This window comes from Shewanella sp. GutCb, from assembly GCF_002836135.1.
Taxonomy (GTDB): Bacteria; Pseudomonadota; Gammaproteobacteria; order Enterobacterales; family Shewanellaceae; genus Shewanella.
The window spans coordinates 209431-223633 of sequence record NZ_PJBL01000017.1; the positions used below are offsets into that span (position 1 = coordinate 209431).

At 43.9% G+C, this 14203-nt stretch carries 13 protein-coding genes; 6 read left to right on the top strand and 7 right to left on the bottom strand.

The window, feature by feature from the left end:
- Positions 1 to 40: 40 nt before the first annotated feature.
- The 6 genes from CXF86_RS10435 to CXF86_RS22715 all read right to left on the bottom strand — a co-directional run bounded on the left by CXF86_RS10435 (position 41) and on the right by CXF86_RS22715 (position 4631).
- Entirely contained in the window at positions 41 to 760 is a 720-nt protein-coding gene (locus CXF86_RS10435; protein ID WP_101089771.1) for an HAD-IA family hydrolase, read from the bottom strand.
- The gene (xerC, locus tag CXF86_RS10440; RefSeq protein WP_102038916.1) at positions 760 to 1671 is read right to left on the bottom strand and encodes a tyrosine recombinase XerC; all 912 of its coding nucleotides are present in this window, start codon (positions 1669 to 1671) and stop codon (positions 760 to 762) included. The genes CXF86_RS10435 and xerC overlap by 1 nt, the downstream gene beginning before the upstream one ends.
- Positions 1672 to 1683: 12 nt before the next feature.
- Positions 1684 to 2316, bottom strand: a complete 633-nt coding sequence (locus CXF86_RS10445) for a DUF484 family protein (protein WP_101089769.1) — start codon at positions 2314 to 2316, stop codon at positions 1684 to 1686.
- On the bottom strand, positions 2313 to 3140 hold the full coding sequence (gene dapF, locus CXF86_RS10450) for a diaminopimelate epimerase (protein ID WP_101089768.1): 828 nt from the start codon (positions 3138 to 3140) through the stop codon (positions 2313 to 2315). Before dapF ends, CXF86_RS10445 begins: the two co-directional genes overlap by 4 nt.
- Positions 3141 to 3205: 65 nt before the next feature.
- Positions 3206 to 4450 (bottom strand): diaminopimelate decarboxylase, encoded by a 1245-nt coding sequence (gene lysA, locus CXF86_RS10455; RefSeq protein WP_102038917.1) that lies wholly within the window; start codon positions 4448 to 4450, stop codon positions 3206 to 3208.
- A gap of 4 nt (positions 4451 to 4454) precedes the next feature.
- A complete protein-coding gene (locus CXF86_RS22715) occupies positions 4455 to 4631 on the bottom strand; it encodes a hypothetical protein (protein WP_157822888.1) in 177 nt (58 codons plus the stop codon).
- A 433-nt stretch (positions 4632 to 5064) separates the two neighbouring features.
- On the opposite strand from CXF86_RS22715, the gene cyaY reads away from it, so the two are divergent.
- Positions 5065 to 5394 (top strand): iron donor protein CyaY, encoded by a 330-nt coding sequence (gene cyaY, locus CXF86_RS10460; protein WP_101089766.1) that lies wholly within the window; start codon positions 5065 to 5067, stop codon positions 5392 to 5394.
- 51 nt (positions 5395 to 5445) lie between these two features.
- On the opposite strand, the gene CXF86_RS10465 is transcribed toward cyaY, so the two are convergent.
- Positions 5446 to 7851 carry a class I adenylate cyclase gene (locus CXF86_RS10465; RefSeq protein ID WP_180961050.1) on the bottom strand — a complete coding sequence of 802 codons (2406 nt, stop codon included), beginning with the start codon at positions 7849 to 7851 and terminating at the stop codon, positions 5446 to 5448.
- A gap of 217 nt (positions 7852 to 8068) precedes the next feature.
- Here CXF86_RS10465 and hemC point away from each other — a divergent pair, with 217 nt between their 5' ends.
- From hemC to CXF86_RS10490, 5 genes are all read left to right on the top strand, one after another.
- A complete protein-coding gene (hemC, locus tag CXF86_RS10470; RefSeq protein WP_101089764.1) occupies positions 8069 to 9001 on the top strand; it encodes a hydroxymethylbilane synthase in 933 nt (310 codons plus the stop codon).
- A 9-nt stretch (positions 9002 to 9010) separates the two neighbouring features.
- A complete protein-coding gene (locus CXF86_RS10475; RefSeq protein WP_102038919.1) occupies positions 9011 to 9739 on the top strand; it encodes a uroporphyrinogen-III synthase in 729 nt (242 codons plus the stop codon).
- Between the two features lie 66 nt (positions 9740 to 9805).
- Positions 9806 to 10957, top strand: coding sequence for a uroporphyrinogen-III C-methyltransferase (locus tag CXF86_RS10480; RefSeq protein WP_101089762.1), 1152 nt, complete (start codon positions 9806 to 9808; stop codon positions 10955 to 10957).
- Positions 10957 to 12123, top strand: coding sequence for a heme biosynthesis HemY N-terminal domain-containing protein (locus tag CXF86_RS10485; protein ID WP_101089761.1), 1167 nt, complete (start codon positions 10957 to 10959; stop codon positions 12121 to 12123). Before CXF86_RS10480 ends, CXF86_RS10485 begins: the two co-directional genes overlap by 1 nt.
- Positions 12124 to 12404: 281 nt before the next feature.
- Positions 12405 to 14203, top strand: a 1799-nt coding sequence (locus CXF86_RS10490; RefSeq protein ID WP_145992382.1) for a retention module-containing protein, incomplete at its 3' end; no start/stop codon positions are given.

The following is a 14203-nucleotide window of genomic DNA, read 5'->3' on the forward strand; positions in this document are numbered from 1 at the left end:
TTAAGCCAGCTTACTCGTTAAGCTGGCTTATCGATATGATCTAATTAATTAAGCACTTTAGTAACTGAATATCAGAGAGAGTAATATGCGCTAGCTGTTGATGCGCCTTAGCGTATTCTTTAGCGCCAAAACCAGGATTTAGCCATACTGCTTGGCAGCCAGCCTTTCTTGCTCCATCAACATCACTTTTGGCGCTATCGCCAACATGAAGAATACTGGACAGTGGGGTTCCCAGCTTCTGAGCCGCGTGAACAAACATGTCTTTTGCCGGCTTCTGCTTTAATCCATTACCCGGACTCAGCGCAAATTCAAATATGTCACCCAATCCTATACGTTGATAATCGACGTTACCGTTACTGATGGCGATTAAACGATAGTGCTGTTTCAGCAAAGTCAGTAATACGATAACCTCTTTCGACACACTAAAATTACTGCGATAAAATCTAAAGTGCTCTAACCCAGCTTTGGCACCTTTTTTAGCTTCTGCAGCCGAATAACCCAGAGCGATTAACCCATGCTGTAGCAAGATCAATCGCGCTAAACTGGTGTCGTGTTTTAGCGCTGGCTGCTCAGCCAATAAGCTCATTTTAAGCTGACGCCAATCACTGAACTGCCATTGGGTCGAGCGAGGATAATGCTGCAATAAAAACTGTTGCATGGCTGCTTCAGCTTGGGCAATGATGGGTCGATTGTCATAGAGACAATCATCCAGATCAAAGCTAATCACGCTAAAGGCTTGCGGTCGAATAGAGATATTCATTATTTGTTACCGCCCTTTTTCGCTCGTGGATGCGCGCCATCATACACCTTCGCTAAATGTTGAAAATCAAGGCTAGTATAGATTTGGGTAGTCGACAGATTGGCATGTCCAAGCAGCTCCTGTACTGCACGTAAGTCAGCACTGGATTCAAGCATGTGGGTCGCAAACGAGTGACGTAACTTGTGTGGATGTACTTTAATGCCCAGCGTCTGCTCTCGGCCCCACTTAGCCAGCCTTGCTTGAATACTACGGTGAGCTAAGCGGCGGCCCTTTGCCGTCACAAACAGAGCGTCGTCCTCACAGGCAATAGCACGCCGAATATCAAGCCATTGTGTGATCGCAACCAATGCTAACTTACCAATTGGTACGATGCGCTCTTTACTGCCCTTGCCCAACACTTTGACTTGCGCTTGTGAAAACTTAATATCAACAACATCTAGTGCTGCAAGCTCTGCAAGTCGTAAACCAGAGGAGTAAAACAGCTCCATTATCGCCTTGTCTCGATAGCTTAATGGGTCATTAGCATCGATTTCGAGTAGATGGGTAACGGAATCAATATCCATATTTTTAGGTAAAGGTTTGCCTTGCTTCGGGGACCTAAGGTTAAGTGCGGGGTTAACCGAAATCTGTTGCTCTCTTAGCAGGAAATCGAAAAATTGCTTAATCGATGACAGCGTCAGAGACAAAGAGCGAGGGCTTAATCCTTGACGGCGTAGTTTAGCAAGTATGGCTTGCAGTGACTCATGTTGTAAGTCTAGCCAGCTATCATTAACTGAAAACAATGTTTCAACTCGTTTCAGCTCAAACAAGTAATTTCTCACTGTGTAGGCTGACACTTGTCGTTCGGTTTTCAGATAACGCTCAAAATCGATAAGCCAAGGTGACGTGCCCGAAGATACATTGTCAGCCATAAAGCCTCTCTGTTAAATTTTAGACAACTGATGGTCCAATAACTGCTTGAGTTGAGAAAGTAATAGATGATCCATATCGGGATGAAAGTGCATAGGATCTGAACTTGCAATAGCAAATATCACTTGACCACACTCGTTAGACAAACGAGATAAAGCGACTGAGCCGACCTCGGAACCAAACAAACGTTTCGACTCTTCAATGGTTAATCGACCAAAATAATAACCTGAATCTAAACGCTTTCTCCAAATATGAGACAACGCACTGTCGATGTCATGCACGGTGATTAATCGAACATGGCTAAATTGAAACTGCTCTTTTAAGCCGCTTGATAATACCTGACGCAACTCGCCCATATCTTCGCATTTTAGCATCTGCATCGACAATGCACTGTTAAACATGTAGATCTGCTCGTTACGTGACGCCATTGACAGTAGAGCGGTGATCTCCTCTTCAAGCTGCGCGACTCGCTGACGTAATGATTCTTGCTGACGTTCAACCAATGAAACGGCTCCTCGTTCAGCATGGGGAATACGCATCGCAATCAATAACTCAGGGTAACGGCTAAAAAAATCAGGGTTATCCAGCAGGTATTCTCGGATCAAGATCTCGTCAAACGGCGGTTGCTTCATGGTGTTATCTGTCATTGAGGAATTTGTCCATCATAAACGTGCTCTGCAGGCCCAGTCATCCATAACGGCTTACCTTCGCCATCCCAGTTGATCATTAATGTGCCACCAGGCAGATCAACGCGTACATTTCTGTCTAGCTTACCCTGTAAAATACCCACCACCACCGCAGCACATGCCCCAGTGCCACAGGCTAATGTTTCAGCTGCGCCGCGCTCATAAACGCGCAGTTTGATATAGCCAGCGTTAACCACTTCCATAAAGCCAACATTAACCCCTTTAGGAAAACGCTCATGTTGGGTCAACTCTGCGCCAATAGTATCGACATCAGTATTTGCCACATCAGCAACGTCAATCACACAGTGTGGGTTGCCCATCGATACAGCACCACAAAGGTAAGTCGCTGAGGACGCCATTAGCAAGTAGGTCTTTTCCACCTTTTTTGCGTTGAAAGGTATTTTAGCCGGTTCGAGCACGGGCACGCCCATGTTAACCGTGACTTTACCGTCTCGCTCCAGTCTCAAGGTAATCTTGCCTGACGAGGTACTCACACGGATTTTATGCTTTTGCGTTAAGCCTTTATTGCTCACGAATCGAGCAAAACAACGGGCGCCATTACCGCATTGCTCCACTTCACTGCCATCGGCATTAAAAATTCGATAATGAAAATCAAGATCCGGATCGTACGGGGGTTCAACCAATAATAATTGATCGAAGCCGATGCCAAAATTTCGGTCTGCTAGACGTCGGATCTGATCCGGTGAGAAGAACACATTTTGTGTGACTCCATCAACAACCATAAAGTCATTGCCTAAACCGTGCATCTTAGTGAATTGAATCAAGATGGACTTCCTTAAAGGTAACCGTAGCGGACGGTGTCCATCACGCTACATTCTATTGATCGAGTTTACGGTAGTAATTGTTCACCTTGCCACAATTGGGCAAGCTTTTCTCTTTCTCGGATCACGTACGCATTCTCACCATCAACCATCAATTCTGCCGCTCGCGGCCGTGAATTGTAGTTCGACGCCATGGTAAAACCATATGCGCCTGAAGAACGAATGGCTAAATAGTCACCCGCTTGCACATTAAGCTGACGATCTTTACCTAAAAAGTCGCCGGTTTCACACACAGGTCCCACCACATCGTAGCTTTGCGTCTGGCCGCCACGGTCAATAGTCGGAATAATTTTTTGCCACGCGCTGTATAACGCCGGTCTAATTAAATCGTTCATGGCACCATCAACTAAGGCAAAGCGCTTTTCGCTGTTCTCTTTGAGGTATAGCACCTGAGTGACAAAAATACCGGCGTTAGCTGCAATCGCTCTACCGGGTTCGAAAATTAGCTTAAGATCTCGCTCACCTAAACGCTCGAGTAATGCTGCGGCATAGACGTCGGGTTGTGGTGGTAACTCATCATCGTAAGTGACACCAAGACCGCCACCGACATCGAAATGCTTAATCTCGACCCCTAGATCCGCTAAACGATCGATTAAAGCCAACATGCGATCCATTGCATCTAGAAACGGCTTAATCTCAGTTAACTGAGAACCGATATGGCAATCAACACCTTTAATGTCTAACGCTGGCAACACTTTGGCACGTAAGAAAATAGTTTCAGCCTCTTCCATCGCAATACCAAACTTATTCTCTTTAAGCCCGGTTGAGATGTAAGGGTGCGTGCCCGCATCAACGTCTGGATTGATCCGCAAAGACACCGGCGCTATCTTGCCCATTCGATGTGCAACGATACTTAATTGTTCCAGTTCAGCGGCAGACTCTACGTTAAAGCAGTAGATACCAATCTCTAACGCCATCTCCATCTCAGCGACCGTTTTACCTACGCCTGAGAACACCACTTTAGCCGGATCGCCACCGGCCTCAATCACTCGAGCAAGTTCGCCGCCTGAGACAATATCAAAACCGCTGCCCAAACGTGCAAGCACATTCAATACTGCAATATTTGAATTCGCTTTAACCGCATAACAGATAAGATGTGGATGATTAGCAACCGCATTATCAAAAGCATGCCAATGTCGCTCCAGCGTTGCTCGCGAATAGATATAAAGAGGTGTGCCATGTTGCTTAGCTAACTCGGCCACCTGACATTGTTCGGCGTAAAGCTCTTCTGCTTGATATATAAAATGATCCACGTCTTTAGTCCTTGTTACTTTCTTCGCTTGGCTTAGGCTCTACGTCTGGCGACTTTTGATCCTGCTCTGCTTGATTAACATCTTGCGGCGGCGCTCTAAATAACGCACTTTTTTGCCCACAACCTAAAAGTACTAGGCTACCAAGCCCGACCAACAAAAACAGCCTCATTTTTTTCAACATCGGTTGACCCTTTAGCGCAATGACCTAAGACAGGAGCAACCCATATCAATGTCCTGCTGTGTGGCAAAAATAGTTATTCTTGATGTTTGCAGACAAGGCCATTATCAGTCAAGCCTATAACGCATTTATATCCGCTGTTTCTACAGTTATTTAGGGGCTGTTTTACTAAGATAAACACCTAAAAGATAGCCATGTGATGGGTTAATAGGCACTAGTCGCTTATTTATCGATATTTTACTGTATCAAACAGGTGTTACAATTCAGGTGAACGACTGGGTTAAACCGATATTAAACAGTTACTTAAATTTTATATATTACGTATTAATACATCAAAACCCAATAACCCTAAAATTAATGTGATTGGTAATCGCAGATTGGATTGGTAGTATTAGCTACATTAACTGCAATCTTAAAAATCTGAGGAATAATTAGCATGGCTATAACAGATTTCGAATTTCATCAACTTGCCGATGAAATGTTTCAAGCAATTGATAATGCGTTAGAGGTTCTTATTGACGAGCAAGATGCTGACGTCGATGTCGATGGTTCTGGTAATGTCTTACAATTAGAATTTAACGGCAACTCTAAGATAGTGATCAATAAGCAAGAGCCAATGCATGAGATTTGGTTAGCAACGCAGTTTGGTGGTTATCACTTTGCCTACATTGAAGGTAAATGGTTAGATCAGCGTAACGACACTGAATTCATGCCGTTTGTTATCGAATCTATTTTCAAGCAAAGTGGGCTAAAGCTAGATATCTAGTGTTTATTAAGGAGGAGGAAACTCCTCTTTTTATAAAACCTCCATCCAAACTTAAAACTCCACCTCGTAAGCCTCCTTTGAAACACCAAAAGGCAACGCAATAAGCTGGCCTTTGACGCGTTCCAATTTAAAAAACTGTGGCATATTAAACTGTTCTTTCTCTAATGTTGAGTCATTAAATGCGTGATGATGACTCACCTGGCTCACCAAGCCTTCGACATCAGCTCCCTCTTGAACATAATGATTTAACGCATTATTCTCATCTAGAATAAACACATCGAGTCCTTCTACACGTTGGCGTAAAAAGTACTGAACCGCCCCTTTTGCGGCATAGTCCTGAATAACCGAGGGGAGCTTTGAAAAAGGTTCATTGCCGAGTTCAGGTCGCGGTATTTCAACCAATTTTCTTTTTGAAAGCTGCTGGTAAAAGGACTTTGCATCGCTTAGGTTTTCGAAATGCATACCGCGATTATTAAAGAAGATACCATAGCGGATGGGACCCACTTTGAGTGGATAAACCAAGGTAGATGAATCTTGAGCTTGATCCGTTAAACGAACCGCCCTGTCTAGCAGGTTTTTAACGCTGCGTTCAGTTTGCGAGCGAAGCTTACTTGAGCAGCTAATAACCTCAATGCACACCTCGTGCGTCGCCCTTCTCATTCCGGGAGTCACTGAAGCCAGCGCTTCTAAAATCGCTTTCTCGCCTTCAAAATGATTACAATGCCACTCTCCCCAACTATTTAAACTAATAACATCAATAGACCCCAGCATATTGGTTTTATGCTTGCCCATTGAAAAAATATTACTATTCAAATAATCAGCCATTATCTCTTGGCCAAGCCACTGCTCTGTTGGATCACTATTAAAGTTGAGCAGAAATACCAATTTCTTAAAATGCCAAGGCTGACAAAGCGCCATTTTTGATACTTTCATTGAAGCAAGATCGATCAAGCCATCAAGACGCCTGGCCGCTCGAGTTAAAAACTCAGCTCTGCGCTTGCTCTTTTTAACTTCATACCAGCGAGTGCTTTGCACTGAAATGCAATTGAGTGACGCCCACACCAACAACTTAGCTTTGCTCTTGGAATGGTAAACCGCACTGTGTTGCAGAAATTGTTTGGGATTGGGTGCACATCGATATAAATAGTAATTTTTGTCCTGTTCACTATAGATAATCGAAAGATGATCTTCTGTAATTGAGCGGCTCCAGAGTTGATTAAGCGTCATAATTTGATGCTCATCTTCACTAAAGTAGGTATGTAACTTACGGGTCAACAGACCTAATTCTGAAATCCTCAGGCTCTCACTCAAGCGATGCGCAGAAGCAAAGTGCAACAGCGTTTGATAACTCCCCAGCATTAGCTCATTAAGTTGCTCATTAAACCACTGCAACTGACCACAATGCCAATACTCACAATTATCGAGTGTTTCAACTAAGCTTGCTGCCCAGCCCCAGTTTTCAACCAGTTGATGTATTTTGTAATAACGCCAATCTTTTGCTTGTTCAGAGAAACTGAGCCTCACACCGCATTTAAGATAAAAGCAACGACGAGTGATCTCAAGTCTTCTCGCATCACCCAACTTTAGTAAATAAGTTTCAATAGACTCGTACAATAGATAATAAGCATCGTTTCCTGCAGAAAAGTCGCCCTCTAGAGTGCGCTTCCAAATGTGGTCACTCACTAAACGAGTATGAGGGTATTCACTTGCGTAAGCTTCTAAAAGCAGAACCTTTAGCAACGCCTTATGCGGTTTTTCTACTCCCTTATATAGCTGCCACAATGATGCCCCAAAATATTCGCTAGCGGGTAATGCCCGAGCATCACCAAGCGATAGTAAATGGGCTCTTTTTTTGGCTTGTGGCCACCACGCAATCACCTTTCCGGCTAATTTAAAATGACTACGGTAAAACTCTTCAAGCAACAACCAATGTTGCGCACTACCGCTATGCTCATGGCCCATACTGTTGTACAGATCTTTTTGATCATCTTGGCCCATAACGAATTGTTGAGGATGCACTAAATAGATATTCACTTCGAAATCAAATTGCGCGAACCACTGGGTTAACAAACTCGCTTTCTGCGCTAATAACTCACATTGGCTCTGACTCATCGACTTATTGTGGATCAGCCAAACATCAATATCACTTTGAGAATTTTGCCCAAAGCTAGCCGTGCTCCCCATACTATAAACACCCTCTATAAGCGCGTTAGGCTTAATGGCATTGGGCGGCACGGTAATATCGAGGGTGTCACAAGCTTCAAAATCTTCCGCATTTAAATGGAAATCAAAAATCCCATTGGGCGTAAGCGGTCCATTATAACCGGGGAGTTTATCTGAATGATGGTGTAATAAAACGGGGATTAGGCGTAGCAAATACCGTTTAAGTGGCGACAATAACGCGCTCGCTCGCGCATATCGAATACAATCCAATCTTTCAGCTGCACATTCGAGCATATCGAGCTTTTCTGCCAAACTGAGTCCACTCCTTAATATAAATTGCTATGCCTAATGTATACGTCAAAATGTTCAACGGCAAGCGAGCGTGATCAAGATCACACTTTCTAACGGGATATAACGGGGTGTACTTCAAAGAATTAGCAGCATAACGTTACATCTGCTTTCGGGCAATGTTAGCATTGGTGCAACTAAGATCTAAGATGGAATATTCTGCATGTCTCAAAATGTAATCCGTATCGCAACACGTAAGAGCCCTCTTGCCATGTGGCAAGCTGAATTTGTGAAAGCTGAACTGGAAAGAATCCATCAAGGCCTCACCGTTGAATTGCTGCCTATGAGCACTAAAGGTGACATCATCTTAGATACGCCTCTTGCTAAAGTGGGTGGTAAAGGCTTGTTCGTGAAAGAACTTGAAGTGGCCATACTAGAAGACAGAGCCGATATCGCCGTTCATTCAATGAAAGACGTTCCTGTCGACTTTCCTGAAGGCTTAGGTCTTGAAGTCATTTGTGAGCGTGAAGATCCCCGTGACGCATTTGTTTCAAATGACTTTAAGAGCATTAATGAACTGCCTCAAGGTGCGGTTGTTGGTACTTCTAGCTTGCGTCGTCAATGCCAAATTCGTGCAGCACGTCCAGATCTTCAAATCAAAGATCTACGTGGTAACGTTGGTACGCGCTTAGCTAAGCTAGATGCGGGTAACTATGATGCGATTATCCTTGCAGCAGCAGGCCTTAAGCGTTTAAAACTTGAAAGCAGAATTACCAGCTTTATCTCTGCTGAAGACTCATTACCCGCTAATGGCCAAGGCGCCGTCGGTATTGAATGTCGTACCGCTGATACACGCGTAAAAGCGCTACTAGCCCCACTTGAGCATTTAGAAACTCGTCTTCGCGTCACTGCTGAGCGCGCAATGAATACTCGCCTTGAAGGTGGCTGCCAAGTCCCCATTGGTGCTTATGCAGAGCTTGACGGCGACATATTAAATCTTCGTGGTCTAGTCGGTAACCCAGATGGTAGCCAAATTATTGAAGCGGCTTCATCTGGCCATAAAGACGACGCGGAAAAGCTGGGTATAGCACTTGCTGAAGAGTTGCTAGCCAAAGGCGCTAAAACAATTCTTGATGCTGTATATGCAAAAGCGTAAATCGTATTTATGAAAGTACTACTGACACGCCCTCAAGGGCGTAATCAGTTAATGGAAGAGGCGTTATCGTTAAGAAACGTCTCTTACCTTACGACGCCTTTATTACACGTAAAACCCACTTCAAACCTTGACGATCAACAGATTGATAGCGCGTTACAGCAAGCTGATATCTTCATCTTCATTAGTACCAATGCTGTCAAATTCGCATCAACTGCAATTACTGATAAATGGCCATCATCGGCACAATACTTTGCCGTTGGCGAAGCCACCTATTTAGCCTTAAAAGCACTTGGTATTAACGCCGAAAAAGCCCCTGCTGATTGCCAACAAACGGAAGGGTTACTCAGTTTAGCAACACTAAAACATGTGGATGATAAAAATATTGTCATTGTGCGTGGCGTGGGTGGTCGAGAAGATTTAGCGCTTGAACTTTGCCAACGAAAAGCCAATTTGAGTTACTGGGAAGTCTATCAAAGAGGCTGTCCTGAGTTAGATATTTCCAATATTTGCCAACAATGGCAAACCTTCGGTATAGACACTATCATCATCACCAGTGGCGATATACTCGATAACCTCGTCAAAACTGTTCCAAATGAACTATTTGCATGGCTGCAAACTTGTCATATTATAGTCCCAAGCTCCCGAGTATATGACAAAGCTATCGCATACGGTCTAAGTACCGTAACCAATGCTAAAGCCGCTAATACTAATGCCATGCTGACTGCGCTATCTTTATAGCCTGTCACACTAACATTAGTAATGTACTCGTTTTACTGCAGCATCATCGCTTTCAAGGACTGTTTAATGGAAAACAAGCACACTGACGTCAGCTCTAGCGAGCCAAGCCCTGAAACAACCATTGCGGCGCAGCCTGTTATCGACGCGAAGTCAGAGCCACAAACCAGTACCGCACAGCATGCTGTCAACGACACGCCGATTGAATCTAATCAATCAGCTCCTTGGGGGATTATTATTACCCTTTTTATTTTGCTGATGGTCTCTTTTGCAGCGGCGGCAGGCGGGTATTATCTTTATCAACAGCTCGAAGCCCAAAAAGCACAGTCGCTGGCTTTAGAGCAAAAAATACAAGCAGAACTTGTTCAGCCAAATCAACGGATCGCTTTTTTAGAACAGCAACAAGTCCAGTTCAAATCTAATGTAGATTTAGCCCTTTCAGCCGCTCAAAGCGAGCAAGAGCAGTTGCAAGAACGCGTATCGATTATTGCTCAACGTAACCCCAATCACTGGCGAGCAGAAGAAGCTAAATACCTCGTCAGACTCGCGGGGCAGAAGTTATGGCTTGAGCAAGATCCAAGTACAGCAACGAGCTTACTGAAGGCTGCGGATGAACGCATTAAGTCAATGCGCGATCCCTCTTTAATGCCATTAAGAAAGGCATTAGCAAATGATATAGCAGCAACCGCATCAATAAAAAATACCGATATAGCAGGCACTGTATTAACCCTAGATACGCTTATTGAAGGGCTAGAAACCTTACCGCTAAATCGCGCTGAGACTCATTTTTCAGCAGAAGAACTAAAAGACACCGAAGTAAGTGGCTCACTGGATGACTGGCAATCAAATCTCGCCAGATCTTGGCAAGCACTCATCGATGACTTTGTCATTATTAGAAAGCGAACCACAGATGCCGCACCACTGTTAGAGCCTGATCAACAGTGGTATCTAGTTGAAAATACACGTAACAAGTTACTACAAGCTCAACTCGCGCTTTACAGACAAGATCAAGTCAATTACCGCAACTCGGTTAAATTAGCTAGAAAGTGGGTTTACCAATATTTTGACCTAGAAGATCAACATGTCATTGATGCGTTAGCCACACTCGACGCACTGAAAACCTTAAAAATTCAAACTGCGTCAATTGAGCGCTTTGACTCATCTAACTTACTAAATCAATTGGTGACATACGGTGATTTGATGACTGAGGAGACACAATAATGGTTCGTGCTCTCGTCTATCTTGGCATTATTTTACTTGGATTATGTGTAAGCCCTTTCCTCGCTGGCAATAAAGGATACCTTTATATTGCCCTTGGAGACTACCAAGCTGAAACCAGTATTGTATTTGCTTTTATCGCACTCATTGTATTTTACAGTCTGCTACAAGTGGTTGAATTTGTAGTTGTGTGGGTGCTTAACCTTATTATTGGTAGTCGCCTTTTACCTGAAAAATGGCGCAAAAAGGCGGCAAGAAAGCATACCCTTATGGGCGCCCTAGCCTTAGCAGAAGAAGATTGGCCAGCCGCAGAAAAAGCCATGGTTAAAGGCGCGGAAAAAGGTGAGATACCCGCGCTAAATCTACTTGCTGCAGCCCGTGCTGCTCAGCATCAAAATAACATTAGTTCTCGTGATGAATATTTAGCAAAAGCGGAACTGGAACCGTTAGCGGTCAAAGCTGTAAGTACTACTCGTACCCGTTATTTATTACAACAAGGTGAGCTCGATTTAGCCCGAAAGGAGCTAGAAAAATTAAACCCGACCAGTAAGAGTAAAGTCCCTGTTTTAAAACTTGCTGTAGATCTATACCAAGCACAACAAGACTGGCAGGCACTTAAGTTAATCTTACCTATTATCAGTAAAAAGCAGATCCTTACTGAAGAAGCCTTTAATACGCTCTCGCTCGAGACCAATATTGCCTTACTGCAAAGCGCATCGAAAACCAATGAGCAAGAATTGGAAAAATGCTGGCATTGGTTATCTCGGGGCGAAAGAAAACAAGCAGACTATATTGCAGAATACGCCATTGGATTAAACCGTTTCGGTCAAAAAGAGCAAGCGATAAAGTTGCTGCAAAAGCAACTCAAAGCAGCGCCTTCAAAGCCTATCTTCGAAGCGTTTTCACAAGTGCTTTTACCGGCAGATGTTGAAGCTAAAAAACAGCTACTCGCGCTTGAATCTCACTTTGAAGACAATGTTGATTACCAAATCTGTTTAGCTAAGCTCTATCATCAAAATCACGACTACCACAATGCTAAAATATGGTGGCAAAAAGCATGCTACCTGCAAGATGATATAACTAACTTGTATGCTCTCGCCGATGCTCAAGAGCATCAAGGCGAACTTAACAGAGCACTACAAACTCGACGTAACGCTGCAAAAATGTAGCTAACGCTTATATTTATTTTGAATATAAAAGCCACTTTTAAGTGGCTTTTTGACTTTTAAACAATTCCTCTAAAACCCTATTCAAAGCTAGCTAGTTGATAAAGTTAATTTTTAAAAATGGGTATCAAACCCAGTAAACATATCGCTTACCCACCTTGACTTTAGCTTATTTGACAACGCTTCAATGACGTACGAAATTTGTACTGTCAGTACAATAATTTAAAATGACTAAGTACTGACTATCCTCCATTTAGCTCACGGATGAGATAGTAGAGTAAATCATGATGGGTACATATATTTCAAAGCAGGATGCCACCATTGTTGAGCTTTCTGGCGTCATTAGCAGCCAAAACGATCAAGGTGAGATGGTCTCATTAAAAGTGGGTGATACCTTACGCCAAAATACTATGTTTAATGTCGCCGTCGATGCAACATTCAAACTCCAGTACAGCGATGGTACAACAGCCACCCATATAGACTTCAATGACAACAACGAGGTGACGACTTCAGGGTTTGAAGCGACTGACACAATAACTGAAACAATTGACCCTGAAATTGCAGCGTTACAAGCACAGATTTTAAGCGGTGAAGATCCGACTCTAAACCTACCCGATACTGCTGCAGGCGAAGCAAGCCCGACAGCAAATGAAGGTGGAGGGTTCGTATCAGTAAACCGTGCGGGTGACGAAACTATTGCAGGTGCAGGACATAACACTGACGGTTTCGAACAGGTACAAACTACTCGTATAGCTGAATTACCAAACTTCTTAGAGCAGTTTTCTCTGCCTACGATTACAACAAGTTCGGTTCGGTTATTTGAGAAAAATCTTTCTGACGGCTCAGAGCCTCAAATCGCATCACTTTCACAAGCTGAAAGCGTTTCTGTCACGGTGCAAGCTGGAATAAACGCATTAACCATTAACGGTGTCCAAGTATTTGTCGATGGTAATTTTATTGGCCCCGTCACTATCCCCAGTGAACACGGCTCACTTGTCATTTCTAGCTATGATCCAATTAATTCAATCCTCACCTACAGCTACACACTTAATAGTGCATTAGACCATAGTGAATCAGATATTTTATCAGAACTATTCTTAGTACAATTAACAGATAATCAAGGGGATATAACAACAGCAATCGTCACTGCCAGTATTGTTGATGATGCTCCATCGGGTCTTGACGATGTAAATGCCATCAATGAAGACAATCTTGAAGGCGTTTTAGGTAATGTTTTAGCTAACGACACCTTAGGAGCTGACCTAGCGGAGGTGACACAAGTATCCACCGCGACAGGTTCAATAGATTTAGCCACTGAAAACTTAATTGCAGGAAACTATGGATCATTAACCATTGCTGCTGATGGCAGCTATACCTACACCCTCAATGAGCAATCCACCGATATACAGGCTCTCGCGTTGGGTGATCAAGTATTTGAATCGTTTGACTACCTTCTGGTAGATGCCGACGGTGATCAGGTTTCTCTCACCTTAATCATTACTATTACCGGAGAAAATGACGCACCAGAAGTGACCTCCTCATTGGAAGATGCCATGGGTAACGTGATTGAAGCGGGAGTTTTAGTCGGTGGCAATATTGAGACAACCGGTCAAGCCCAAACAAGCGGAACGTTAACGGCGATGGATGTTGATGATGGCGCCGTGCTTACATGGAGTTTGGATAGCCCTGCTCAGACCCCATACGGACTATTCACTCTCGATGAAGACACCGGGGTCTGGTCTTTTACACTGAGTAATGAACTAGCTGATAGCTTAGCCTTTGGCGATATCGTTACCGAATCTTTTAATATAACAGTAACAGATGAATACGGATTGTCGGCTAGCCAACAGGTCACAGTGACAGTGGCCGGCACCAACGATATTCCGTTGATCACTTCCACCATTGCCGATGCGACTGGCGAAGTTCTAGAAGCGGGCGTCATGGATGGCGGTAATGATCCAGAGCCAGGCAGCCTCACCACGGGCGGCACGTTAACCGCCAGTGATGTCGATAACGGAGCCAGTTGGAGCTGGGGCTTTGTCCCTCAAGTCAATGACTATGGTACCTTCGGCATTAATGCCAG

What these genes read in the sequence shown, in the direction of transcription:
- CXF86_RS10475 (WP_102038919.1), top strand. Translation starts at nt 9,011, where the DNA reads ATGAAAGTACTACTGACACGCCCTCAAGGGCGTAATCAGTTAATGGAA.
- CXF86_RS10445 (WP_101089769.1), bottom strand. Translation starts at nt 2,316, where the DNA reads ATGACAGATAACACCATGAAGCAACCGCCGTTTGACGAGATCTTGATC.
- CXF86_RS10480 (WP_101089762.1), top strand. Translation starts at nt 9,806, where the DNA reads ATGGAAAACAAGCACACTGACGTCAGCTCTAGCGAGCCAAGCCCTGAA.
- cyaY (WP_101089766.1), top strand. Translation starts at nt 5,065, where the DNA reads ATGGCTATAACAGATTTCGAATTTCATCAACTTGCCGATGAAATGTTT.
- xerC (WP_102038916.1), bottom strand. Translation starts at nt 1,671, where the DNA reads ATGGCTGACAATGTATCTTCGGGCACGTCACCTTGGCTTATCGATTTT.
- CXF86_RS22715 (WP_157822888.1), bottom strand. Translation starts at nt 4,631, where the DNA reads ATGTTGAAAAAAATGAGGCTGTTTTTGTTGGTCGGGCTTGGTAGCCTA.
- CXF86_RS10465 (WP_180961050.1), bottom strand. Translation starts at nt 7,851, where the DNA reads ATGCTCGAATGTGCAGCTGAAAGATTGGATTGTATTCGATATGCGCGA.
- CXF86_RS10485 (WP_101089761.1), top strand. Translation starts at nt 10,957, where the DNA reads ATGGTTCGTGCTCTCGTCTATCTTGGCATTATTTTACTTGGATTATGT.
- hemC (WP_101089764.1), top strand. Translation starts at nt 8,069, where the DNA reads ATGTCTCAAAATGTAATCCGTATCGCAACACGTAAGAGCCCTCTTGCC.
- CXF86_RS10435 (WP_101089771.1), bottom strand. Translation starts at nt 760, where the DNA reads ATGAATATCTCTATTCGACCGCAAGCCTTTAGCGTGATTAGCTTTGAT.